The sequence below is a fragment of the Cryobacterium breve genome, from assembly GCF_004402375.1.
Lineage (GTDB): Bacteria > Actinomycetota > Actinomycetes > Actinomycetales > Microbacteriaceae > Cryobacterium > Cryobacterium breve.
This window is the reverse complement of the sequence record NZ_SOGJ01000021.1, coordinates 49,793-73,427: the sequence shown is the minus strand read 5'-3', so window position 1 is coordinate 73,427 and position 23,635 is coordinate 49,793. Positions and strand designations below refer to the sequence as shown.

Annotated in this window: 20 protein-coding genes; 7 read left to right on the top strand and 13 right to left on the bottom strand. The window is 66.6% G+C overall.

Annotated elements, in window-relative coordinates; genetic code table 11:
* Nucleotides 1–72 precede the first annotated feature (72 nt).
* From E3O65_RS08155 to E3O65_RS08115, 9 genes are all read right to left on the bottom strand, one after another.
* Entirely contained in the window at nt 73–1,515 is a 1,443-nt protein-coding gene (locus E3O65_RS08155) for a rhamnulokinase (protein ID WP_134363382.1), read from the bottom strand.
* A gap of 169 nt (nt 1,516–1,684) precedes the next feature.
* Nucleotides 1,685–3,724: a bifunctional aldolase/short-chain dehydrogenase gene (locus E3O65_RS08150; protein WP_134363249.1), complete on the bottom strand. Its 2,040-nt coding sequence runs from the start codon at nt 3,722–3,724 to the stop codon at nt 1,685–1,687.
* Nucleotides 3,725–3,778: 54 nt separating this feature from the next.
* Entirely contained in the window at nt 3,779–4,945 is a 1,167-nt protein-coding gene (gene rhaI / locus E3O65_RS08145; RefSeq protein ID WP_134363248.1) for an L-rhamnose isomerase, read from the bottom strand.
* A 7-nt stretch (nt 4,946–4,952) separates the two neighbouring features.
* Nucleotides 4,953–5,339: an L-rhamnose mutarotase gene (locus E3O65_RS08140; RefSeq protein WP_134363247.1), complete on the bottom strand. Its 387-nt coding sequence runs from the start codon at nt 5,337–5,339 to the stop codon at nt 4,953–4,955.
* 2 nt (nt 5,340–5,341) lie between these two features.
* Entirely contained in the window at nt 5,342–6,802 is a 1,461-nt protein-coding gene (locus tag E3O65_RS08135) for an L-fucose/L-arabinose isomerase family protein (RefSeq protein ID WP_134363246.1), read from the bottom strand.
* A gap of 88 nt (nt 6,803–6,890) precedes the next feature.
* On the bottom strand, nt 6,891–7,970 hold the full coding sequence (gene rhaS / locus E3O65_RS08130; protein WP_134363245.1) for a rhamnose ABC transporter substrate-binding protein: 1,080 nt from the start codon (nt 7,968–7,970) through the stop codon (nt 6,891–6,893).
* 2 nt (nt 7,971–7,972) lie between these two features.
* Nucleotides 7,973–9,136, bottom strand: coding sequence for an ABC transporter permease (locus E3O65_RS08125; RefSeq protein WP_134363244.1), 1,164 nt, complete (start codon nt 9,134–9,136; stop codon nt 7,973–7,975).
* Entirely contained in the window at nt 9,129–10,175 is a 1,047-nt protein-coding gene (locus E3O65_RS08120; RefSeq protein ID WP_134363243.1) for an ABC transporter permease, read from the bottom strand. Before E3O65_RS08120 ends, E3O65_RS08125 begins: the two co-directional genes overlap by 8 nt.
* The gene (locus tag E3O65_RS08115) at nt 10,172–11,707 is read right to left on the bottom strand and encodes a sugar ABC transporter ATP-binding protein (RefSeq protein WP_134363242.1); all 1,536 of its coding nucleotides are present in this window, start codon (nt 11,705–11,707) and stop codon (nt 10,172–10,174) included. The genes E3O65_RS08120 and E3O65_RS08115 overlap by 4 nt, the downstream gene beginning before the upstream one ends.
* A gap of 213 nt (nt 11,708–11,920) precedes the next feature.
* Here E3O65_RS08115 and E3O65_RS08110 point away from each other — a divergent pair, with 213 nt between their 5' ends.
* Together E3O65_RS08110 and E3O65_RS08105 are read left to right on the top strand one after the other, a co-directional pair.
* The gene (locus E3O65_RS08110) at nt 11,921–12,931 is read left to right on the top strand and encodes a LacI family DNA-binding transcriptional regulator (protein ID WP_134363241.1); all 1,011 of its coding nucleotides are present in this window, start codon (nt 11,921–11,923) and stop codon (nt 12,929–12,931) included.
* 129 nt (nt 12,932–13,060) lie between these two features.
* Nucleotides 13,061–13,894 (top strand): shikimate 5-dehydrogenase, encoded by an 834-nt coding sequence (locus tag E3O65_RS08105; RefSeq protein WP_134363240.1) that lies wholly within the window; start codon nt 13,061–13,063, stop codon nt 13,892–13,894.
* 84 nt (nt 13,895–13,978) lie between these two features.
* Here the strand turns inward: E3O65_RS08105 and E3O65_RS08100 are convergent, their stop codons facing one another.
* The 3 genes from E3O65_RS08100 to E3O65_RS08090 form a co-directional block, all read right to left on the bottom strand.
* Nucleotides 13,979–14,173: a hypothetical protein gene (locus E3O65_RS08100; RefSeq protein WP_166785694.1), complete on the bottom strand. Its 195-nt coding sequence runs from the start codon at nt 14,171–14,173 to the stop codon at nt 13,979–13,981.
* Nucleotides 14,174–14,251: 78 nt separating this feature from the next.
* Entirely contained in the window at nt 14,252–14,899 is a 648-nt protein-coding gene (locus tag E3O65_RS08095) for a 3-oxoacid CoA-transferase subunit B (protein ID WP_134363238.1), read from the bottom strand.
* Nucleotides 14,900–14,975: 76 nt separating this feature from the next.
* Nucleotides 14,976–15,692: a CoA transferase subunit A gene (locus E3O65_RS08090; RefSeq protein ID WP_134363237.1), complete on the bottom strand. Its 717-nt coding sequence runs from the start codon at nt 15,690–15,692 to the stop codon at nt 14,976–14,978.
* 176 nt (nt 15,693–15,868) lie between these two features.
* Between E3O65_RS08090 and E3O65_RS08085 the strand changes: the two genes are divergently transcribed.
* Nucleotides 15,869–16,666, top strand: coding sequence for an IclR family transcriptional regulator (locus tag E3O65_RS08085; RefSeq protein ID WP_241985806.1), 798 nt, complete (start codon nt 15,869–15,871; stop codon nt 16,664–16,666).
* A 15-nt stretch (nt 16,667–16,681) separates the two neighbouring features.
* Here E3O65_RS08085 and E3O65_RS08080 read toward each other — a convergent pair whose 3' ends face one another.
* Nucleotides 16,682–17,302, bottom strand: a complete 621-nt coding sequence (locus E3O65_RS08080; protein WP_241985805.1) for a TetR/AcrR family transcriptional regulator — start codon at nt 17,300–17,302, stop codon at nt 16,682–16,684.
* A 167-nt stretch (nt 17,303–17,469) separates the two neighbouring features.
* Here E3O65_RS08080 and E3O65_RS08075 point away from each other — a divergent pair, with 167 nt between their 5' ends.
* The 4 genes from E3O65_RS08075 (at nt 17,470) to E3O65_RS08060 (ending at nt 23,597) form a co-directional block, all read left to right on the top strand.
* Nucleotides 17,470–19,062 (top strand): oleate hydratase, encoded by a 1,593-nt coding sequence (locus tag E3O65_RS08075; RefSeq protein ID WP_134363235.1) that lies wholly within the window; start codon nt 17,470–17,472, stop codon nt 19,060–19,062.
* 84 nt (nt 19,063–19,146) lie between these two features.
* On the top strand, nt 19,147–20,742 hold the full coding sequence (locus E3O65_RS08070) for an oleate hydratase (RefSeq protein ID WP_134363234.1): 1,596 nt from the start codon (nt 19,147–19,149) through the stop codon (nt 20,740–20,742).
* A 459-nt stretch (nt 20,743–21,201) separates the two neighbouring features.
* On the top strand, nt 21,202–21,801 hold the full coding sequence (locus tag E3O65_RS08065) for a TetR/AcrR family transcriptional regulator (protein WP_134363233.1): 600 nt from the start codon (nt 21,202–21,204) through the stop codon (nt 21,799–21,801).
* Nucleotides 21,798–23,597 carry an alpha/beta fold hydrolase gene (locus E3O65_RS08060; RefSeq protein ID WP_134363232.1) on the top strand — a complete coding sequence of 600 codons (1,800 nt, stop codon included), beginning with the start codon at nt 21,798–21,800 and terminating at the stop codon, nt 23,595–23,597. The genes E3O65_RS08065 and E3O65_RS08060 overlap by 4 nt, the downstream gene beginning before the upstream one ends.
* Nucleotides 23,598–23,635 lie beyond the last annotated feature (38 nt).

The window sequence follows — 23,635 nt, the reverse complement described above, 5'->3', positions numbered from 1 at the left end:
CGGCGCGAGGTAAGGCGTTGTATCTGGTATTCAGCCGGCCGGTGGGCGGTCGAGGGTGGTTCGGCCAACGACTCAGGCCGTGGGCAGATAGCGACGGGGAGTGAAGGCCTGGGCCACGAGCGCACGCAGTCCCTCGAGGCTCCCGGTCACAAGCCCCTGGGCGCGGGCCTGCACGAGCACGTTCCCGATGGCGGTCGCCTCGACCGGACCGGCCAGCACGGTCAGCCCGGTCCGGTTCGCGGTGAGCTGGCAGAGCAACTCGTTCTGCGACCCCCCGCCGACGATATGCACCGTGCGGATGGTCGTACCTGACAGTTCGCTCGCCGCCTGCAGGGTCTCGGCATAGGCGGCCGCGAGGCTTTCCACGATGCTGCGCACGAGTTCGTCGGGCGGGCCCGGCACCGGCAGGCCGCGCTCAGCACAGTAGGCGCGGATGCGTTCCGGCAGGTCCCCGGGGGCCAGGAAGCGAGGGTCGTCCACGTCGAACACCGTGACCGGGCCCGCCACCTGGGCGGCCTGGGCCAGCAGGGACTGCAGCTCGAACGTGGTGCCCTGCGCCTGCCAGGTGCGCAGCGACTCGCTCAGCAGCCACAGGCCCATGACGTTGCGCAGGTAACGAACTCGGCCGTCGACGCCCTCCTCGTTGGTGAAGTTGGCGGCCCGGCTCGCCTCGGAGAGCACCGGTGAGGCCAGTTCGACGCCGACGAGCGACCAGGTTCCCGACGAGATGTAGGCGTCGGTGTCGCCGGTCATGGGCACGGCAACGATGGCGGATGCCGTGTCGTGCGACCCGACGGCGACGAGATCCAGGCGCGCGGCCGATCCGATCTCGGCAGCGACGCTGGGCAGCAGGGACCCGATCCGCTCCCCCGCGCCGACCAGGCGCGGGAAGATCGACCGCGGCAGGCCCAGCCGGGCAATGAGGGCGTCGTCCCAGTCCGCGGTCGGCGCTGCTGCTGCGGGCGAGGCCATGGCAGTTGAGGCCACGGTGCCCGATCCCGGCCCGGCCGTTCTGCCGTCCCCGAGCCTTAGCAGCCCGGTGGTCGATGCGTTTGTGCGCTCGGCGACCCGTTCCCCCGTGAGCCAGTAGCCGAGCAGATCGGGAATCAGCAGCAGTGTGTCAACGCCGGCGAGGCTGCCGGCCAGACGGTCGGCAGCGAGCTGGTACAGCGTGTTGAACGGCAGGAATTGAAGGCCGTTGCCGGCGTAGAGGTCGGCTGGCGAGACGAGGGCGTGGGTGGCCTCCACTCCTCCCCCGGTGCGAGAATCGCGGTAGTGGTAGGGGTTGCCGAGCATCCGTTCGCCACGCAGGAGCGCGTAGTCGACCGCCCAGGAATCGATGCCGGCGCTGACCAGTTCCGGCTCCTCCCGCACGGCGGCGTGCACGCCGACGAGCACGTTGCGGTAGAGCTCGAGGATGTTCCAGTGCAGGCCGTCGATCGTGCGCACCGGGTTGTTCGAGAAGCGGGCCACTGGCCGCAGACGCAACTCGCCCGGGCCGACGTGGCCGAGCATGACCCGGCCGCTCGAGGCGCCGAGGTCGATCGCGGCGACCGTGCCCGCGGTGGTCGAAGGCCTCACCACGAGCCTGCCCCTGCTCCCACTTCGCCGAGTTCGACTGTTCCGGTCGACTTCGACCGGCGCAACGGTCGGGCTCGACCGCAGGGGTCGAACTCGGCGGTGCTCATCGGAGGAACGCGGCGGCGACGCCGGCGTCGACCGGGATGTGCAGCCCGGTGGTGTGGCTGAGGTCGCTCGTGCAGAGCACGAACACCGCGTTGGCGACGTTCTCCGGCAGCACCTCGCGCTTCAGCAGCGTGCGCTGCGCGTAGTACGTGCCGAGCTCCTCCTCCGGCACGCCGTAGACGGCGGCGCGCTTGGCTCCCCAGCCGCCGGCGAAGATGCCCGAGCCGCGCACCACCCCGTCGGGGTTGATGCCGTTGACCTTCACACCGTACGCGCCGAGCTCGGCGGCGAGCAGCCGCACCTGGTGCGCCTGGTCGGCCTTGGTCGCCGAGTAGGCGATGTTGTTCGGGCCGGCGAAGACCGAGTTCTTCGAGGAGATGTACACGATGTCGCCGCCGAGCTTCTGGTCGATCAGCACCCGAGCCGCGGCCCGGGAGACCAGGAACGAGCCCTTGGCCATCACGTTGTGCTGCAGGTCCCAGTCGGCCACGGTGGTCTCCAGCAGCGACTTCGAGAGCGAGAGTCCGGCATTGTTGACCACGAGGTCGAGGCCGCCGAACGCGAGCAGGGCCGCGTCGACGGATGCCTGCACCTGGGCCTCGTCGGTGACGTTCGCCTGCACGCCGATCGCGACATCGGCCGACCCGATCTCGGCCGCCGCAGCCTGAGCCTTCGCGAGGTCGAGGTCGGCGATCACGACGCAGGCTCCCTCGGCCGCGAGGCGGATTGCGATGGCCTTGCCGATGCCGGATGCCGCCCCGGTCACCAGGGCGACGCGGCCGGCGAGCGGCCGGGGCGCGGGCATCCGCTGCAGCTTGGCCTCTTCGAGCGCCCAATACTCGATCTTGAACTTCTCGGCCTCGTCGATGGGCGCATAGGTGGAGAGACCCTCGGCGCTGCGCATCACGTTGATGGCGTTGAGGTAGAACTCGCCGGCGACCCGTGCGGTCTGCTTGTTCGCGCCGTAGCTGAACATGCCGACGCCCGGGATGAGCACGATCAAGGGGTCCGCGCCGCGGATCGCGGGTGACTCTGGCCCAGCGTTCCGGTCGTAGTAGGCCTGGTAGTCGGCCCGGTACTGCTCGTGCAGTTCCTTCAGGCGGGTGAGGGAGTCGTCGACGGATGCGCCGGCCGGCAGGTCGAGCAGCAGCGGCTTCACCTTCGTGCGCAGAAAATGGTCGGGGCAGCTCGTGCCGAGGGCCGCCAGGCGGGGGTGCCCGGCCCGGGACAGGAAGTCGAGCACCTCGGGGGCATCCGTGAAGTGCCCGACCTTGACGGCATCCGTCGACACCAGACCTCGGATCGTCGGGGCGAGGGCGGCCGCCTTGGCACGCCGTTCTGCCGGTTCCAGCGGTGTGAAGCCGGCCAGTTCCCGGCCGAAGGGCTCTTTCGACGAGTGCTCGGCGATGTAGGCGGCGGCGGTGTCGATGATCCGGAGCGAGTTGGCCTCCGCCTCGTCGCTGGTGTCACCCCAAGCGGTGATGCCGTGGCCGCCGAGGATGCAGCCGACGGCCTGCGGGTTGGCATCCCTGATCGCGGCGATGTCGAGGCCGAGCTGGAAGCCCGGCCGGCGCCAGGGCACCCACGCCACCCTGTCGCCGAAGATGGTGGTCGTGAGCGCCTCCCCGTCGGCGGCGGTGGCGATCGCGATGCCGGAGTCGGGGTGCAGATGGTCGACGTGCGCGGCATCGACGAGCCCGTGCATGGGCGTGTCGATGGAGGGGGCCGCACCTCCCTTGCCGTGCAGGGTGTAGTCGAGGGCCGCGACCATCTCGTCCTCCCGGTCGAGTCCGGGATAGACGCCGGCGAGGGCGCGCATCCGGTCGAGGCGCAGCACGGCCAGGCCCGACGCGGTCAGCGTGCCGAGGTCGCCCCCGGACCCCTTGACCCAGAGCAGCTCGATCGTCTCGCCCGTGACGGGGTCGATCTCGGTGCCCTTGGCGGAGGTGTTGCCGCCGGCGTAGTTCGTGTTCTTCGGGTCGGAGCCGAGGCGATTCGACCGGGCGATGAGCGCCGCAGCAGTGGGATTGATGGTCATGATCTACTTTCGAAGGTCGGAACGAGGAGCGAGGGGGTGGGTAGGTGGTGGAAGCTAGGCTCCCCAGCCGGCCTGGGTGCCGCCGACGCGGTCGGCCGCGATCTGCTGCTGGTACCCGGATGCCGCGTAGGCCGCCATGGGGTCGGCCGCCAGACCTCGAGACTCGCGCCAAGCGGCCAGGGCAGGGCGCACATCCGTGTAGAAGGCATCCATCAGCAGGCCGTTGGCGCCGAGCACGTCGCCGGATTCCTGCGCCGCGGTGAGCGCCTCGCGGTCGACGAGCAGCGCGCGCGCCGTCATCTCCTGCACGTTCAGCACCGAGCGGATCTGGCCGGGGATCTTGTCCTCCACGTTGTGGCACTGGTCGAGCATGAACGCCACGGTGGAGTCGGGGCCGAAGCCGCCGCCACGGATGACCTCGTAGAGGATGCGGAACAGCTGAAACGGGTCGGCCGCGCCCACGATCAGGTCGTCGTCGGCGTAGAAGCGGGAGTTGAAGTCGAAGGAGCCGAGCTTTCCGAGCCGCAGCAGCTGGGCGACGATGAACTCGATGTTGGTGCCGGGAGCGTGGTGCCCGGTGTCGAGGCAGACCAGGGCCCGGTCACCGAGGGCCGCGACCTGGGCGTAGCTGGTTCCCCAGTCGGGGACATCCGTGTGGTAAAAAGCCGGCTCGAAGAATTTGTACTCGAGCACGAGGCGCTGGTTCTCGCCGAGGCGGGTGTAGATCGCGCCGAGGGAGTCGGCGAGGCGGTCCTGGCGGCCGCGGATGTCGCCCTGGCCGGGGTAGTTGGTGCCGTCGGCGAGCCAGATCTTGAGGTCGGCGGATCCGGTCGCGTGCATGATCTCGATGCACTCGAAGTGGTGGTCGATGGCCTTCTGGCGCACGGCGGCATCCGTGTGGGTGAGGCTGCCGAACTTGTAGGCGTCGTCCTGGAACGTGTTGGAATTGACCGTGCCGAGGGCCAGTCCGCGCTCGCCGGCGAAGTCGCGGAGGGCCGAATAGTCGTCGACCTTGTCCCAGGGAATGTGCAGCGCGACCTTCGGCGCCAGCCCGGTGTAATCGTGCACCTGGGCGGCGTCGGCGATCTTCTCCTGGATGGTGCGCGGCGTGCCGGGGGTGGAGAACACCTTGAACCGGGTGCCCGAATTGCCGAACGCCCAGGAGGGCAGTTCGATGGCCTGCTCCGTGAGCTGGGCGGTGATGGATCCGAATGTCGTCATCGTCGTGTCACTTCTCTGAGAGGGTCGGGTTGAATTTCGCATGAATCGTTTCAATCACGTTGAGGGCGGCGAGCTGATCCTCGAGGTTGAACACCTCGGTGAGGCGCAGGAAGCCCTCGTCGGGCGAGACCTCGAGGTCGTCAAAGAACTCGGCCATCTCGGCCTGCCAGCGGGCGTTCACGGTCGTCGCCGCCATTCCCGCCCGCGCCGCCGCGAGGGACTCTGTCTCGAAGTACCCGATCAGGGCCCCATCGGGCCGGAGGAAAAGGGAGTAGTTCCGCCAGCCGGTCTGGTGCAGCGCCCGCAGCATCTCCGGCCAAACGGCGGCGTGCCGCCGCTTGTATTCCTCGATCCGGTCGGGCTTGACCTGCAGTTGGAAGCACACGCGATGCACGGTTACCGCCCCCCGAGAGAGACGTGGCGGTGTTCGAGTCCGAGCAGGCTCGCGGCGGCCTTGATGTCGCCGGCGCGGTGCCCGAGACAGAGGGCCCAGTGGTGACCGATGCCGGTCTGGCTCCACTCATCCACCCAGACGCCGGGGTCGCCGCCGAAATCGACGCGGGAGGTGGTGTTCCCGATGGCGAGCAGCGGCCCGGGCACGACCTCACCCTCAGCGGTGATGAAGACGTAGCGGCCGTCGGGGTCCTGCCCGATGCCGAAGGTGGTCACCGGGCCGGGCGTCACGTCGAACTCCACCGAGACCCCCCAGCCGCGCTTCCCGTGGTAGATGCCGAGCCCGCGCAGCAGCGGGTCCCGTGCGCTGACCGCGAGGTGCGCGGGACCGTCGTGGCCCATCTCAACCACGCCGTCAATGAAATTGAGTGCCTGGATCTCGGTGAACGAGCCACCGGCGCCGATCGCGTGGCTGGCGAGCATCGCGATCGAGGTACGGAGTTCATACTCCCCCGCCATCGGGATGCCGCGGGCCGTCAGGATCGAGGCGCCAAGGATCATGCCGGCGCCGAGGCGCTCGTGCTGCTCGCCGGCGAGGCCGCGGTGGTAGTAGGCGAGCGAGTCGAGGTCGAAGTCGGCCACAAGTCGGTCGAGGCCCACGGACACCTTCGCGCTCCAGGCGAAGTCTTCGTCATTGACGGAGACGTCAATTTGGAACAGCTGCTTGGCGAGGAGCATGCGGTCGGCGACTTGGGCATCCGTCACCTGGTTCACGCGCTCACGGAGGTCGTCGAACTCCAGCACCTCGACATGGGAGCCGAAGGTCGTCGAGACGCTGCTGAGGTCGGTGGACACGTCGAGCATGCCTGGGTAGAGGTGGCCCATCAAGCCGTGCCGGGCGTTGCGGAGCGTGGAGCGCACGCCCGCCGCGTGCACCCACTGGATGATGCGGTCCCAGGCGCTCTCCTGGCGGAGGTAGCCGGACACCGAGCGGAACGGGATGCCAGCTCGCCGAAACACGTTGGCGACCTCGGGCACCGGGCATTGGCCGCAGTAGGCGAGCCACTTGCCGGTGTCAAAGGTGGCGTGGTCCATGGCCTCGGTCGGCTGCAGGTCGATCACCAGCACGGGCGTCTTCGCCCGCTGCGCGATCGGCAGCACCATCGACGAAGTCAGGTAGGTGGCGAGGAAGACCACGATCAGGTCACAGTCGGCCAGCCGCAGTTTCTCTGCAGCCAGCCCGGCCTCCTGTGCGTCGGAGATGAACCCGACGTCGACCACCTCGGCATCGAGCCGGGTGAAGCGTTCGGTGACATAGCGGGCGGATGCCTGCAGCTCCGGCAGCAGGTCAGGGAACTGCGGCCAGTAGGCACCCAATCCTCCGGAGACCAACCCGATCCGGGTCCGCCTGCGTTGTTTCGGTTCCAGCAGCTCGCTGGCCGAGCGGCGATGATTCTCGTTCATGGCGGACTCCTGGTGAATGTGAGGGGGTGAGGGCGGATGCCGGGGCATCCACCCTCACGAGGTGCTGCGTTTTCCGGGTGGGGGCGACCTAGAAGTCGTATTCGTCGATATTCGCGGCGTCGAAGACCGTCGGCGGGCCGACGATGACGATGCCGTCCGCGCCGACCTCGCGCTCGCCCAGCTCGCCGGCGTCGAAGGTGTCACCCTCGGCTCCGGTGATCGTGCCGTCGGCGAGCGCCTTGCCGGCGAACGCGGCGACGTAGCCGAGCTGTGCCGGGTCCCAGAGGGCGAACGCGGTGACGGTGCCGTCCTTGACGAACGGGCGCATCTCGTTCGGCAGGCCGAGCCCGGTCAGTGCGACCTTGCCCTTGTACTCCGAGGTCGAGAGGTAGCGGCCGGTGGCGGCGATTCCGACCGTTGTGGGCGAGATGATGCCCTTCAGGTTCGGGTAGGCCTGCATCAGGCCCTGGGCCTCCTGGAACGACTTGGTGTCGTCGTCGTCGCCGTAGACCTTGGCCACGAGGGTGATGTCCTTGTACGCGGGGTTGGAGGCGAGCTCCTCCTCCATGAACTTGATCCACTCGTTTTGGTTGGTGGCGTTCGCGGTGGCCGACAGGATCGCGATCTCACCGGAGCCGCCGATCTGCTCGGCGATCACCTCAACTTGGATCAGGGCGACGTCCTTGGCGACGACCTGGCTGATGAATACGTCACGGTACTTCGGGTTGGTGTCGGAGTCGAAGGCGACGATCTTGGCGCCCCCGGCACGGGCTTCCTCGAGGGCCGGACCCACGGCATCCGGGTCGTTCGCGGCGATCACGATGACGGAGGTGCCGGCCTGGGTTTCGGCGTTGATGAAGGACACCTGGCTGGACGCGCTGGCCTCGAGCGGGCCGACGACCTCTGTCGCGGCGAACCCGGCCTCTTCGGAGCCGGATTCGCCGCCGCCGAGCACCACGTCGGTGTAGGGGTTGTTGAGCTGCTTGGGGATGAAGGTGATGCTGAGGTCACCGTCGGTTCCGCCGCCGGCGCCCGAGTCGGTGCCGGTGTTGGTGCCGGTGTCGGAGGCGCAGCCGGCGAGCAGTGCGACGGCCGCGACGACCGCGGTCACCGACGCGAGGCGCCGGGCTGCCGCACCTTTCCGGGTGTGATTGCGAATGAACTCCATTGTCATTTCCTTTCCTGGACGCCAGGTGCGGTGGCGCTGGTTGCTCCCGAGGCAGGTACCTGGGGAAGTGTTTTGTGCATCCGGCGGCCGTGCCGCCAGCGTTGGAGCGCCTCGAAAACGCTCGGTGCGACAACGGATGCGATGAGCAGGGACCCCGTGACCATGATGAGCACGACGTCGGAGATCCGCTCGAGCCGAAGGGAGAAGTTGATGGTGCCGATGAGGAGGACGCCCGCGATGACCCCGGGGATCGACCCTGTGCCGCCGAAGATCGACACCCCGCCGAGGAGCACGGCCGCGATCACCGTGAGCTCGAGGCCGCTGGCGTTGTCGCTGCGGGCGCTGGAGTAGCGCAGGGTCCAGTAGATCCCGGCGAGCGCCGACACCGACCCGGTGCCCACATAGAGCCAGAACTTGGCCCGGGACACCCGGATGCCGACGAAGGTCGCGGCCTCCTTACTGAAGCCGATGGCGTAAAGGCCGCGGCCGAACGGGGTCAGGTGCAGCAACACCCCGAAGAACAGGGCCACGACGACGACGCCGATCATCACGGTGGGGATGCCCGTGGCACCGATCTTCGAGGTGAAGAACGCGGTGAGCCCGGGTGGGAAGTTGGCGACGGCGTTGTCGCCGATCACCACGAGCGCCAGCCCGCGGTACAGCGCAAGGGTGCCGATTGTGACGGCCAGCGACGGCAACCCGGCCACCGCGATCAGGAACCCGTTGAACGCCCCGGCCACGACCCCGGCGAAGAGGCTGATCGCCAGGACCACGCCGATGTCAAGGCCGGACTCCCAGAGCACCCCCATCAGAGCGCTCGTCAGACCGGCGATGCTGGCCACGGAGAGGTCGATCTCACCAGTGATGATGACGAGCGTCATCGGCATGGCGATCAGGAGCACCGGGATCACGTCGAGCAGCAGAAAACCGACCGTTACTGGGGATGCGAAGCGGGGAATCGCGATGCTCGCGTAGAGCACGAAGGCGAGCAGCAAATAGATCATGATCGCGTCGCGGCCGAGCAGGATGCGCGCGGCCCCGGTGCGGCCCTTCGGCTCGGTCGGCAGGGTCTTGGTGGTGTCGATGAGCCGGGTGTCAAGGGAGGATATCTTGTCCGCCGGCGTCACGGGCGAGCTGCGGGTGGTGGAAGAGCCGGGCTCAGACATTGCGGGCCTCACTGATTCGGAGCTTGCGGGCCGTTCGCACGCTGGCGATCCGGTCGATGATGATGGCGCTGAGGATCAGCACGCCGACGATCGCTTCCTGCCAGAATTTGTCGACTCGCAGGGCCGTGAGAGCGCTCGTGATGGTGGTGAGCAGCAGCGCCCCCATGGCCGCGCCGACGACCGAGCCGCTGCCGCCGAAGATGGCCACGCCGCCGACGACCGCCGCGGCGACGACGGCCAGCTCGAGGCCGCTGCCGGTCGTGGCTCCGACCGAGTTGAAGCGGCTCGCGTACAGCACCCCGGCGAGTCCGGCGAGCACCCCGTTGGTGAGGAAGGCCAGGAACACCCGGCGGCTGACCGGGATGCCGAACAGTTTCGCGGCGTCCGGGTCAGACCCGATCGCGTAGAGGTCCCGGCCGGCGCGGGTGCCGGCCAGGTAGACCGCGACGATCACAACGACGACGATGGCGATCAGGGTGATCAGGGGGAAGCCGAGCACGGTGTCGACCGAGAGCGCACCGAAGGCGTCGGGCCGATCGCCGGCGAAGTACTGCGTGCCTCCAGCCCAGGCATTGTTGAGGCCGCGATAGATATAGAGGGTGCCGAGGGTGATCACGAGGGCGGGGACTTTGGCGACCGTCACCAGCAGGCCGTTGATTGCGCCGAGCAGGGCGCCCAGCAGCATCCCGACCAGGAACACGACGACGATCGGGATGCCGGGAACCGTCACGAATAGCGTGCCGGTTCCGAAGGCGACGAGGCCAAGAACGGAACCGACGGAGAGGTCGACGTTGCGGGTGATGATCACGAGGGCCTGACCGGCAGCGAGGATGATCACGATGGTCGCGTTCAGCAACAGGTCCTTGACCCCTTGAGGGCTGAGGAACAGCGGGTTCACGACGGTTGTGATGGTCACCAGCGCGATCAGCGCCACGGTGACGGGCAGTTCCCGCAGGCGGAGTAAGGCCCCCAGCCGGGATGGCACCGCGGAGACGGTGTGCTCTGCTGTGCCGGGCGGCCGGGTCGGGGCAGTGGTCATTGTGCACGCTCCAGGGACGCGGTGGCCGCGTGCATGATCGATTCGGGAGTGGCTTCGGCTCGGCTCAGCTCGGCGGTGATGCGCCCCTCGTGCATGACGATCACCCGGTCGGCCATGCCGAGCACCTCGGGCAGTTCGCTCGAGATCATCAGGATGGCGATGCCCCGGTTCGCGAGGTCGGAGATGAGCCGGTGCACCTCACTCTTGGTGCCCACGTCAATGCCGCGGGTAGGTTCGTCGACGATCAGGAACTTCGGGTCGGTGGCCAGCCATTTGGCGAGCACGACCTTCTGCTGGTTGCCACCGGAGAGGGTGGAGACGGCGTATTCCTGCGAGGTGGTCTTGACCTGCAGCCGTCGGCTCCACTCGACAGCGGCCGCGCGTTCGGCCCGCCCGTTGATGATGCCGAACCGGGCGACTCGGTCGCGCAGAGTCAGCGCGGTGTTGCGGCCAACGGAGAGGTTCATCACGAGGCCCTGTTTGCGGCGGTCCTCGGGCACGAATCCCATGCCGGCGTCGATCGCGGCCTTGGGACTGTGCGGCCTGAGCCGCGTGCCCGCGAACTCGACCGTGCCGCGGTCGTACGGGTCGATGCCGAAGACGGCGCGGGCCACCTCGGTGCGCCCGGCCCCGACGAGCCCGGCCAGGGCAACGACTTCGCCGGCCCTGACGTCGAAGGTCACGTCCGCGAAGACGCCCGCACGGCCGAGCCCTTTCACCGAGAGCACGGTGTCGCCCACCGGGGCGACAACCTTGGGGAAGAGCGCTCCGACGTCGCGCCCCACCATTTCGTGCACGATGGCGTCCACGGTCACCGTGCTGGTGACGTGCGTCGCGATATAGCGGCCGTCCCGCATCACGGTGATGCGGTCGCAGAGGGCGAAGACCTCGTCAAAGCGGTGCGAGATGAAGAGGATGCCCGCACTTTGGGCCCGCAGATTGCGGGCCACCTGGAAGAGGCGCTCCACCTCGACGCCCGACAGGGCTGCGGTGGGCTCGTCCATGACGAGGACGGTAGCCCCCTGGGAGATGGCCTTGGCGATCTCGATGATCTGCTGGTCGGCGATCGACAGTCCCTCGGCGACCCGGTTGGGATCGATACGCACGCCGAGCTGGTCGAAGAGATCGCGGGCCGCCTGGCGCATGGCCGCCCGGCTGATCAGGCCCAGCCGACCCTTCGGCTGACGCCCGATGAATATGTTCTCAGCCACCGTGAGGTCGGGGAAGAGAGTGGGCTCCTGGTAGATCACCGAGATGCCGGCGGCCTTGCTGTCGGCCACAGAGCGGAACGACACCGACTGCCCGCCAACGTGGAATTCGCCGGCGTCGAGGCGGTACAGCCCGGCCAAGATCTTGACGAGGGTGGACTTGCCGGCCCCGTTCTCGCCGACCAGGGCGTGGATTTCACCGGGAAGGATATCGATATTGCCGTCGGCGAGGGCTACAACCGGCCCGAAGGCCTTGACAGCCCCGGATAGGGCCAAGCGCGGTCGGGGCGGCCCATCGCCCGCGTGCAGGGATTCGGTTTGCATGGCGTCGAGGGCCTCCACAGTGAGGGATGAATCGTTTCATAAAACGGGTATTCAGCGAATATAGGGTGAGTGTCCCCCATTCGTCAACGGTCAGATTTTTCTGTGACGCAAAACGAGATTCAACCGAGACCTGGCGCGGGTGACGTGCTCTGATTCGATTCAAACGTCGAGCCGGTGTTCTAGACTTCACACAGGGCGTCAGAAGGGGTGGCCGTGGCAGCTATCAGCGTGCGCGATGTCGCCGCGCGGGCCGGAGTCTCGGTAGGCACGGTGTCCAACGTCCTCAATCGCCCCGACAAGGTCGCCCCGGCCACGGTGGAACGCGTGCAGGAAGCCATCTCCGAGCTCGGGTTCGTGCGCAACGACGCCGCCCGCCAGCTCCGGGCCGGCCGCAGCCGTAGTATCGGGCTCGTGGTGCTCGACGTCGCCAACCCCTTCTTCACTGATGTCGCGCGCGGCGCAGAAGCCAGGGCCGCCGAGGATGGCCTCACTGTGCTCCTCGGCAACAGCGACGAGAACCTCGACCGAGAGGGTGCCTACCTCGATCTGTTCGAGGAGCAGCGGGTGCACGGCGTGCTGATCTCCCCGCTCGGCGACGTCGGGGACCGCCTCACCCGCCTGCGCGCCCGCGGCACGCCCACCGTGCTCGTCGACCGCAAGACGGCCGACCACAGCTTTTCCTCCGTGGCCGTCGACGACGTGGCCGGCGGGCATCTCGCCGTGGAGCATCTGGCGGCGATCGGACGCACCCGGATCGCGTTCGTGGGCGGGCCGCAGAGCATCCGTCAGGTTGCTGACCGGCTCGAAGGTGCACGGCAGGCCGTGCGAGAGCACCCGGGGGTCTCCCTCGAAGTGATCGACACGGAGGCGCTCTCGGTGCTTCAAGGACGATTCGCGGGCGAACAACTGCGCGCCCGCGACCCCGCCGACCGTCCGGATGCGGTGTTCGCGGCCAACGACCTGCTCGCCATCGGCGTGTTGCAGGCCCTCAGCATGCTGGGCGACGTGCGGGTTCCGGCCGACGTCGCGCTCATCGGCTATGACGACATTGCCTTCGCCGCGGCCGCCATAGTGCCGCTCTCGTCGATTCGCCAGCCGAGCACGCTGATCGGCCACACGGCCGTCGACCTGCTGCTGCGCGAAGCCGCTGGCGGCGATGACTTCGAGCACGAGCAGATCGAGTTCCAGCCGGAGCTGATCGTGCGGGAGTCCACCGGAGGCTGACCCGTCGCGTCGGGTCGCGCACTTACGTCGCTGAGCCATGAGTGCGGTTCTTCTTTGTTGATTTTTAGCAGCGCTTGTCGTGGTTCGGCGGTCTCGAACCGCTTCCATCCCGCTCCTAGACTTGAGCGCATGACTCCGCAGCCCCTGCTCAACAAAGACACCCGCCTCTGCATCTCCCTCGCGGCCCGGCCCAGCAACTTCGGCACACGCTTCCACAACTACCTCTACGCCGAGCTGGGGCTCGACTTCGTCTACAAGGCGTTCACCACGACCAATCTCGCCTCCGCGATCGGCGGCGTGCGCGCCCTGGGCATCCGTGGCTGCTCCGTGTCGATGCCTTTCAAGGAAGACGTCATCGCCCTGGTCGACGAGATGGATGCCTCGGCGAGCGCCATCCAGTCGATCAACACCATCGTCAACGACGACGGGTGCCTGCGGGCCTCGAACACCGACTACATCGCCGCGGCCGATCTGATCCGTGCGCGGGCCATCGACCCGGCCACCCCCTTTCTGCTGCGCGGCAGCGGCGGTATGGCCAAGGCCGTCGCGGCCGCCTTCCGCGATTCCGGGTTCGAGCACGGCACCCTGATCGCGCGGAACAAGGTTCGAGGCCGGGACCTCGCCCACGAACTCGGCTACGGCTGGGCGGCCGAGCCGGACGGCCTCTCCGCGCCGTTGCTGGTGAATGTCACCCCGATCGGGATGCAGGGCGGGGCCGAGGCGGGTGACCTGTCCTACTCTGCCGAGGCCATCGCCGCCGCGACCTGCGTGTTCGACGTGGTCGCCCTGCCCGCCGAGACTCCACTCATCCTGGCCGCGCGGGCGGCCGGCAAAGCAGTGATCACGGGGGCCGAGGTCATCGCTCTGCAGGCGGCGGAGCAATTCGAACGCTATACCGGGGTGCGCCCGGCGCCGGAGCAGGTCGCCGCGGCATCCGCTTTCGCCCGCAGCCACATGGGGTAGTCCGTGACAGGTCGATGCGGCCTCAGATTGCCCTGAGTCGCGCAGGGCCCGAGTGCTACGTGAGAAAACCCGCGTCGAAGGAGATCAGGTCGTCAGTGACGCCTTTCCGGCGGACGACATGCTAGCGGATGCCGATCCGCCGGTGCTCTGGGTGCTCCAGCCGCCGGACGGAACGGGCGCAGGCGCGAGGCGGTCGGCCGTCCAGGTGGCGAAGCCGGGAGGTCCGGCGTTGGTGTCCCACACCGGCCCGTCGAAGAATTCATCCTCGACGGCACCCATGATTCCGGGCCACATCGCGTGGCCGGAGTCGATATCGGCGGCGATCAGTCCGCGTGGGCAGTGGCCGCAGAGGCCACCTCATCCGTCCAGGTCGGCGGCAACGGCGAAGTCCGGCTCTGTGGCGGCACGCACCGCGTCGGCGGTGACGCCGGGGGCCAGGCGTCGCAGCAGGAGGCCGGCATCCGTCACATCGAAGACGGCAATGTCGGAGATGATGCGGTCGACGACCTTCAGGCCGGTCAGAGGGAGGCTGCACTCGGTGACGATTTTCGGCGACCCGTCCCTGGCCGTGTGTTCGGTGAGCACGATGACGCGCGGCGTTCCCGCGACCAGGTCCATGGCGCCACCCATGCCCTTGACCATCTTTCCCGGGATGGTCCAGTTGGCCAGGTCTCCCTGGCCCGACACCTGCATGGCGCCGAGGATGGCGACCTTGATGTGGCCGCCCCGAATCATTCCGAACGACGCCGACGAGTCGAAGATCGACCCGCCGGGCTGAACCGTGACGGTCTGCTTGCCGGCGTTGATGAGGTCGGCGTCCTCCTCGCCCTCGAACGGGAACGGACCCATGCCGAGCAGCCCGTTCTCACTCTGCAGCGTGACCGCCACCCCGTCGGGCAGGTTGTTGGCGACGAGCGTCGGGATACCGATCCCCAGGTTCACGTAGTCGCCGTCGCAGAGTTCCTCAGCCGCGATTGCGGCCATTTCGTCGCGCGTCCATGCCATGGTCTTGCTCCTTGCGGTCGGGGGTGGTCGGTGCTGGCGGTGCTGGCGGTGCTGGCGGATGCGTGCTGGCCCTGCGTCAGGCCGGCACGCCGCCCGGGCGCGGGCGCACCGTGCGCTGCTCGATGTGTTTGACCCGGTTCGAGGCCTGCACCAGCCGTTGCACGAACACTCCCGGAGTAACGACGTCGTGGGGATCGATCTCGCCGCGCTCCACGATGACCTCGGCCTCGGCGATCGTCACACGACCGGCCGTGGCCACCACTGGGTTGAAGTTGCGGGCGGTGTAGCGGTAGACGAGATTGCCCTCGGTGTCGGCCCGGTAGGCGTGCACGAGGGAGACATCCGCGATGATCGCCCGTTCCTGAAGATAGGTCTCACCGTCGAAGTCGGCCAGCCGCTTGCCCTCAGCGATCAGGGTGCCCACGCCGGTCTTCGTGTAGAACGCGGGAATGCCGGCTCCGCCCGCGCGGAGCCGCTCCGCCAAGGTGCCCTGCGGGCTGAATTCAACCTCGAGCCGGCCGTCGAGGAGTTGCTCGGCGAAGAGCTTGTTCTCGCCCACGTAGGAGGCGATCACGCGTCGCACCTGACCGGCTTCGAGCAGCACACCGAGGCCCTTGCCGTCGACGCCCATGTTGTTGGAGACCACGGTGAGGTCTTTCACACCGGATGCCCGCACCGCGTCGATCAGGTCGGCTGGGATGCCGCTGAGGCCGAAGCCCCCGACCGCCAGAGTCATACCGTCGTGGAGCACGTCGCTGAGAGCCTCGCCTGCGCTGGACCGAACTTTGGTCATGGAATTCTCCTCGTTGAGCATCCGGGAATACATCCACTTTGTGGACACAGCATCCGTTGGTCATGTTAGGGGGCGTTCTGTGGGACTGTCAATCACGGCCAAGTGATGCAATCTCTTGGGTATCCACGCAGTGAACACTACGCTTTCTAATATCCACATTATGGACAGGAGTACTCGTGACCGGCATCAAGCCCAATCACTCCGTGCCCGTGCAGGGAGCCCAGGTGGTCACCCGAATCGCCCGCATTCTGCAGCTCGTCGGGCGCAATCCCGCCGGGACGCCCCTGGCGGAGATCGTGCGGGATTCCGGCCTGACCCGACCCACGGTGCACCGGTTGCTCAGTTCTCTGGCCGCGGAAGGCCTGCTCGACCATGACCCGGCCAGGCACACCTGGCACTACGGACCGGAGATCTTCGTGATGGGCGCGGTCGCCACTCACCGCTACCCGATCGAGGAGTTGGCCCGGCCGAGCCTGCTCCGACTGGCGGAGGACACCGGCGAAAGCGCGTTCCTCTCCATCCGGCGCGGCGGCGAAACCGTGTGCCTGCTCCGGGAGGAGGGCAGTTTTCCGATTCGTTCCTTCGTGCTGCACGAAGGTCTGCGACTGCCGCTGGGAGTCGCGTCGGCGGGCCTGGCCATCCTCGCCTATCTGCCGGAGACCGAGATCGAGCAGTTCCTCGCGCAAGACGCCGCCTTCGCTCAGCGCTGGGGTGAGAATCACTCGCCTGCGGCTATCCGCGCCAACCTGGAAGAGACCCGGATCACCGGCTACTCGGTCAACCCTGGACTCATCCTGGAAGGCAGCTGGGGCATGGGCGCCGCGATCTTCGACCGCGCCGGCCTGCCCGGCTGGGCGCTGTCACTGACCGGCATCGAGCGGCGCTTCACGCCGGAACGCCGCGCAGTACTAGGCCAGTTGCTGCTCGAGGAGGCCAGCACGATCACCCAGTCACTGCAGCGCGCTCGCGTGTAGGCGCCAGCCCGTCCTCTATCTCTGGGCGAAAACCCCGTACAACAGGACATCGACGTGTGCACGTAAGGTCGCCGTCAGCGTCTGGGGATCCTCGCGCCCGATGCTGACGCGAATCAGTTCCATGTGCAGCGTGGAGAAGGTTGTTCGCGCCGCGCCATTGAGGTCAACCCCCGGCCTGACCCAGAGCGTGCCGGTGAACCTTCTCAGGATGTCCCCGATCGCGTTCTCGAGCTCGGAGATCCGAGCGAGTGCCTCGGTGCGGTACTGCCCCTGCTCGGCGCCGAAGAGGATCTCTCTCTGGTACACGGCGGTGTTCTCGGAGAATGCCGGTGGCAGGTGGATCTGCGGCGCCAGCAACGCCATGATCGCTTCGGTCGGCGAGGTGGGGGACGCGGACGCGGCAATGCCCTCGCGGGTGTCGAGCCGCATCTTCTCGTTCATTACCATCATCAGCAGTTCCGCTTTCGAGCTGGCGTAGCGGAACAGCGTGCCCGTTCCGACGTCAGCCTGGTCCGCGATCATCTGCGTCGTCACTGCCGAGTAGCCCAGCCTGGTGAACAGCTCCGATGCCGCCTCGAAGATCCGTTGCTGCTTATCCGCCTTATTGCGAGCCCGTCGGCCGACCGTTGCGAGCACAGGCGGTGCCTCCGATGGTGTCACAGGCAACGCTCCTTCCGCACGGGTGGTCTCGCTTATGGTTGCACGTTTCTTGGGCCGATTTGCGCGATCCATAAATTGCGGATTACGCTCCTAAACGATTCTACTCCGATTCATTCAGGGTCAGTCGAACGAGAGGAACGACCATGACGATCGAACCGAAAGAGGCACACGTCTGGATCGTGGGTGGCGGGATCGCCGGCATGGCGACTGCGGCCTTCGCTATCCGCGACGCCGGGGTACCCGGCGTGAACATCCACATCCTCGAGGAGCTGGGTCACGTTGGCGGTGCCATGGATGCCGTGGACTCTCCGGCGATTCGTGGCGCCATGGTCACGCGCGGGGCCCGGATGTTCTGCGAGGAGGTGTACCAGACCACGTGGGACCTGTTCGCAACGATTCCCTCGCTCGAGGACCCGGATGTCACCGTCCGGGAGGAGATGCTGGATTGGAACGACAAGCACGAGACCCACGGCAAGACCCGGCTGGCGGATGCGCGGCACCGCATCCTGGACGCCACCGACTATGGCCTGAACACGCGCGACCGTTTTGAGATATCGCGCATACTCGCCCTGAGCGAGAAGACCCTTGGCGCCCGCCGCATCGAAGACCTGTTCAGCGCACACTTATTGCAGACAAATTTTTGGCACATGTGGCGCACCACGTTCGCGTTCCAGAAGTGGAACTCCGCTGCCGAGCTTCGCCGCTACTTCCTGCGCTTCATCCAGGAGTTCGAAAACCTCGACACGCTCTCCGGAGTGCGGCGGACCAAATACAACCAGAACGACTCGATGATCGTGCCACTCCAGCGCTGGCTTGTGGCCCAGGGCGTCAACGTTCGTCTCGGCTCGCGCGTCACCGACGTCGACTTCACAAACTCTCCCCAGCGGCGGCGCGCAACCTGCCTGCACGTGGAGGACTCGGCCGGCAGCAGCACAATCGATCTCGGCCAGAACGACTTCGCCTTCATCACCATCGGCTCCAACGTCGCCGACACCACCTACGGCGACAACGACACCGTGCCGCCGCTGGTCCGGGACCGGGTGGACGGCAGCTGGTCACTCTGGGAGAAGTTGGCTAAGAAGGCCCCGGACTTCGGTCGCCCCAATACCTTCTGCGGCAACGTCGACGAAAGCAAATGGGAATCGTTCACCCTCACGATGCACAGCGATACGCTCATCAAGCGGTGGGTCGAGTACACCGGCAACGACCTGGGTACCGGTGCCATGACGACGTTAATCGATTCGGGCTGGTACATGTCAGCCGTCGTGGTGGCGCAGCCGCACTTCGCCAATCAGCCCGAGGGCACCTACACGATGTGGGGTTGGGGGCTGGAGATCGACAATGAGGGCGACTACGTCAAGAAGACCATGGCGCAGGCGACCGGCACCGAGATCCTCACCGAGCTCATCCACCAGTTCGGCTTCGAGGACATCCTCGATGAGGTGATCGCCACGACCGACGTCACGACGTCGATGATGCCGTACGCCTCCGCGCTGTTCGCCCGGCGCGTTCCGGGCGACCGTCCCAAGGTCATCCCCGACGGTGCGCAGAACTTCGCGTTCCTCGGGCAATTCACCGAGCTTCCCGGCGACGTCGTGTTCACCGTGGAGTACTCGATCCACGGGGCCATGCACGCGGTGTACGAGTTCCTCGGGGTCGACCGGGAGATTCCGCCGATTTTCAAAGGTCTGCACGACCCGAAGGTCCTGGTCACGGCACTTCAGGCTGCCTATTGAGCAGCCCCCGCGATTCAGCTGGGTCGAGCGAGGCCCCGTTCTGGATTCCAGTCCTACAGCACGCATCGATAGAGAGGAACAACCATGACCATTGATCCGAAACAGGCCCACCTGTGGATCGTCGGTGGGGGGATCGCCGGCATGGCGGCCGCCGCCTTCGCCATCCGCGACGCCCAGGTGCCCGGCCCGAACATTCACATCCTCGAGCAACTCGACGTCACCGGTGGCGGCATGGACGGGGCGAAGTCCCCCGTGGTCCCTGGTACCTATGTGACACGCGGCGGGCGGATGTTTGAGGAGCAGGCGTACCAGACCGTCTGGGACCTCTTCTCCACCATCCCCTCCCTTGAGAATCCAGAGGTGACCGTTCGCCAGGAAACCCTCGCCTTCAATGCCACCATGAAAACCCATGCCCGCGCGCGTCTGGTCGACGCGCAGCACCGCATCCTGGACGCCTCGAGCTACGGACTGAGCACCCGCGACCGGCTCGCCATGACTCGCATGCTGGCAATGAGCGAGAAGGCCCTCGGGGCTCGTCGCATCGATGAGGTGTTCGGCAAGCACTTCTTCGAGACCAACTTCTGGCACATGTGGCGGACCATGTTCGCCTTTCAGAAGTGGCACTCGGTCATTGAGCTGCGCCGCTACTTCCTGCGATTCGTCCAGGAATTTGACCTCCTCGACACGGTCGGGGGAATCTGCCGCACCACGTACAACCAATACGACTCGATGATCGTGCCGCTGCAACGCTGGCTCGTGTCCCAGGGCGTCGACGTCCGCTTCGGCACGCGCGTCACCAATGTCGACTTTGCCGGCGCAGATCAGCCACGGCGTGCAATACGCCTGCACGTCGAGGACTCCGCCGGCACCGGGGCGATCTCGCTCGGCACGAACGACTACACCTTCATCACCATTGGGTCCATCACCGCTGACACCACCTATGGCGGCAATGACACGGTGCCACCGCTGATCCGGGACCGCGTGGACGGTGCCTGGTCGTTGTGGGAGGAGATCGCCAAGCAGGCCCCCGACTTCGGGCGCCCCAATACCTTCTACGGCAACATCGACGAGAACAAGTGGGAGTCGTTCACACTGACGATGCACAGCGACCGGCTACTCAACCGCATCGTCGAGTACACGGGAAACGAACCGGGAACCGGGGCGTTGACCACGTTCATCGAGTCGGGGTGGCACCTGTCGATGGTTGTGCCTGCCCAGCCGCACTTCCCCGACATGCCACAGAACACCTACACGCTGTGGGGCTACGGCTTCGAGATCGACGACGAGGGTGACTTCGTCAAGAAGAAAATGTCGCAGGCCACCGGCAGGGAGATCTTGACTGAGCTCATCCACCAACTCGGCTTCGAGGACATCCTTGACGAGGTGCTCGCCACCACCGACGTGACCAGCGTGATGATGCCCTACGCCTCGGCGCTGTTCAGCCGCCGGGTCCCGGAAGACCGCCCCAAGGTCATCCCGGACGGCGCGCAGAACTTCGCGTTCCTCGGCCAGTTCACCGAGCTCCCGGGGGACGTCGTCTTCACGGTGGAGTACTCCGTGCACGGGGCCATGCACGCGGTGTACGAGCTCTTCGGCGTCGACCGTCCCATCCCTCCGATCTACCAGGGACTGCACGATCCCAAGGTCAGCCTGAAGGCTCTCCGGTCAGCGTTCAAGTGAGTTGACCGGGCGACCTCGCGGGGAACCCCCGGCCATGGGACCGCCCGCACGGGGGGCCGGGACTGCCGAGATTCATGGGACTACCGTCACGTCCGGCTATCAGGAGGGCTGGACACGGTTGGACTCCACGAATCTCACCCGACCTCAACCGACGGACTTACTCGGGGCTATTGGCCTCCGGTTTGACACGCAGGGCAATCCCTGCAGCTCAGCGACCAGAAGGAAGTTGAAGACTCTGGGACAGCGTCCGGGGAATCCCTGCTGCTCGGGGTGACCTCGAACGTGGACGAGTGGGCATTGTGTCACTTATCCCCGTGGATGTCGGGCCTATCGGTTGAAGCGCGTGCAGGTCGACCCGATCGCCACACGTCGACCGGCGGTGACATCACCTAGGAGATGGGTGTGCGTCACACTGAGATGATCATTGACGGAATATACAGACTGGTCTATATTTTTGGGATGAACGCACTCTTCACGAAGGGCGATGCAACTCGTCAGCGCCTCACTGAGTCGATGCTCCAACTCATTCAAGACAAGGGGTACCACGGCGCCGGCCTCACTGCGGTCCTTGAACACTCGGGCGCTCCGCGGGGGTCGTTGTACTACCACTTTCCGGGCGGTAAATCGCAACTGGGAAGCGCCGCCATTCTTCTGACTGCCGCACAGTTCCGGCTCTCGATCTCGGAAGGCATCGCGATGACCGATTCCGTTGACGGGCTTGTCGACACCATGGTCGAGGGGCTTATCGGACAACTAGTCGGGAGCGACTTCCGTGATGCCTGCCCCGTCGCCGCTGTCACGCTCGACGCCGGGTCTGAAGACGAGCAGCTTCGTGCAGCGTGCCGCGACGCCTACGCATCGTGGATTGCACCGCTGGAGGCGTATTTGGCGACGTTCCACACAGGTGACACCCGTGGCCTGGCCACGGCGGCAATCTGTCTCATCGAAGGCGCGCTGATTGTGTGCCGCGCGCAACGGAGCACGGAGCCGCTCGTCTCGGCTGCCAGAGCGCTGAAACTCCTGTTTGCCCCCGGCAACAGCCAGGAGGGAGACCGTTGAGCGCCTCTCGGACGGCACTCGTCTTCGGAGCGAGCGGATTCATCGGTCGGTGGCTAGTGCGTGAGTTGCTCGCGCGAGGGGTCGCCGTCGTCGCGGCCGTGCGGAGCGAACGCTCGTATGCGCAGCTCTCCTTGTGGCTCGCCGCCCACGGTACGGGTCGGCATGTAGATCATGTCCTCGTCGACTTCGATGATGCGCGCCTCGGGCTGGACCCGGCGGATCGTTCGATCGGCGGTGTAACCGAGGTCTACAACGTCGCAGGTGCCTATCGCTTCGGAATGACGATCAATCAGGCACGTGCAGCCAATGTCACATCATCCGAGCGGATCGTGGTTTTCGCCTCGCAGCTGCCCGCCCTGACCAGGCTGGTACACCTCTCCGGCTATCGGGTGGGCGGACAGGATCCAGCGCACGTGCCGTGGTCTTCCGCGCGAGTGGCGGCGGAGTACGCCTGCTTGGGTGCCTACGAGGCTTCCAAGGTCGAGTCCGATGCCGTGGTCCAAGCCACCGCCTCAGAACTCGGCGTTCCCTGGACCATCGTGAATCCAGCGACCGTGATCGGAGACTCGGTCACGGGCGAGTCGGAGCAGCTCCTCGGCATCGCCGGCACCATCCGCGAGCTTCATAACGGAAACCTTGCGGCATTGCCAGGCGGGGACGACACGTTCGTTCCCGTCGTGACCGTTGACTACCTTGCGGCATTCATGGCTCTCCTCCCAGTCGTGCCAAGCACCCAGAGCCAATCTTTCTGGCCACTCGATGACGCGACACCTCCGCTCCCAACGATGTTGACGATTCTCGCGGATCATCTCGGCGTTCGTGCGCCCCGGTTTCGAATTCCGGTCCGGCTCCTGCGTGCACTGCCACCGGGACTCACGAAGGCCCACCCCGAAACGTTGAGTTTCCTCTCCTCGGATCGGTATCCGACATCCTCGGCCAACGATCTCGCGGAAAGTCACGGACTGCGTCACCCCGACGTGAGCGTCTCACTCAAGCGATGGGCGGACTACCTCGTCGCCCATCGATTTGGCATGATTCCGCCCTCTGTGGCAGTGCGAATGTTCACGAGTCAAGCCGGTGTTCGCACCTTCTCCCTTGGGAAGTCCGACGCCCACACGATCGTGTTGCCGGGCCTGCCGGTGAGTGCCGAGACGTGGGCGGAAACCGCCCACCTGGTCGGCGGCCGGGTCCTCGACCTGCCGGGACTGGGGTCGAGCGCGGGATCAGCGCATGATTGGCATGCCTGGCTCGACTCGGTAATCGGTGATAGGAGAAACATTCATCTCGTGGGTCATTCTGTCGGTGCCGCACTGGCTCTGGAGTACGCGGCAGATCACCCGGGCCTCATTGCGCGCCTGACACTGGTCTCGCCCGATTTTCTCCAGTCCCGACCTGCGCTCACGCAGCGGATGCCCCCCCTCGCATGGGCGTACTTCGCAACCGTCACTGCTGCGCGTTTGGCACACGTGCTCACGGGAAGTCAGGACCAGGCCGAGAAGCTTCAGCCGAGCGTCGCGGACCTGCGCCGAGGAAGCGCTCGAGCCACCGCACGCCTCCTCCGCGGGGCGTCCCAACCGAAGCGCCGTCGAAATCTTGCTCGTCTACTCGCTGAATACCCGGGCGACGTGCAGCTGATTGTCGGGTCGGATGATCCGTTACTCGTCGACGCGGGAAGTGCCGCAGCGGTGTCACGTGACGGGCGACCCATTCCGGTCCACGTCATCCATAGTGCTGGCCATCACCCGCAACTGACGCACGCGACCACCGTCGCACGTCTCATCCACGCCGTGGTCTGAGATACGGGTCGGCCTCCCACCCCCTCGCAGCCCTCGCA

Excerpts from the sequence above, each read along its gene's own strand:
- E3O65_RS08155 (WP_134363382.1), bottom strand. The coding sequence starts at position 1,515 with ATGCTCGGCCACGTCGGCCCGGGCGAGTTGCGTCTGCGGCCAGTGGCC.
- E3O65_RS08150 (WP_134363249.1), bottom strand. The coding sequence starts at position 3,724 with ATGACCATCAATCCCACTGCTGCGGCGCTCATCGCCCGGTCGAATCGC.
- rhaI (WP_134363248.1), bottom strand. The coding sequence starts at position 4,945 with ATGACGACATTCGGATCCATCACCGCCCAGCTCACGGAGCAGGCCATC.
- E3O65_RS08135 (WP_134363246.1), bottom strand. The coding sequence starts at position 6,802 with ATGAACGAGAATCATCGCCGCTCGGCCAGCGAGCTGCTGGAACCGAAA.
- rhaS (WP_134363245.1), bottom strand. The coding sequence starts at position 7,970 with ATGGAGTTCATTCGCAATCACACCCGGAAAGGTGCGGCAGCCCGGCGC.
- E3O65_RS08125 (WP_134363244.1), bottom strand. The coding sequence starts at position 9,136 with ATGTCTGAGCCCGGCTCTTCCACCACCCGCAGCTCGCCCGTGACGCCG.
- E3O65_RS08120 (WP_134363243.1), bottom strand. The coding sequence starts at position 10,175 with ATGACCACTGCCCCGACCCGGCCGCCCGGCACAGCAGAGCACACCGTC.
- E3O65_RS08115 (WP_134363242.1), bottom strand. The coding sequence starts at position 11,707 with ATGCAAACCGAATCCCTGCACGCGGGCGATGGGCCGCCCCGACCGCGC.
- E3O65_RS08105 (WP_134363240.1), top strand. The coding sequence starts at position 13,061 with ATGACTCCGCAGCCCCTGCTCAACAAAGACACCCGCCTCTGCATCTCC.
- E3O65_RS08100 (WP_166785694.1), bottom strand. The coding sequence starts at position 14,173 with ATGGGTGCCGTCGAGGATGAATTCTTCGACGGGCCGGTGTGGGACACC.
- E3O65_RS08095 (WP_134363238.1), bottom strand. The coding sequence starts at position 14,899 with ATGGCATGGACGCGCGACGAAATGGCCGCAATCGCGGCTGAGGAACTC.
- E3O65_RS08090 (WP_134363237.1), bottom strand. The coding sequence starts at position 15,692 with ATGACCAAAGTTCGGTCCAGCGCAGGCGAGGCTCTCAGCGACGTGCTC.
- E3O65_RS08075 (WP_134363235.1), top strand. The coding sequence starts at position 17,470 with ATGACGATCGAACCGAAAGAGGCACACGTCTGGATCGTGGGTGGCGGG.
- E3O65_RS08070 (WP_134363234.1), top strand. The coding sequence starts at position 19,147 with ATGACCATTGATCCGAAACAGGCCCACCTGTGGATCGTCGGTGGGGGG.
- E3O65_RS08065 (WP_134363233.1), top strand. The coding sequence starts at position 21,202 with ATGAACGCACTCTTCACGAAGGGCGATGCAACTCGTCAGCGCCTCACT.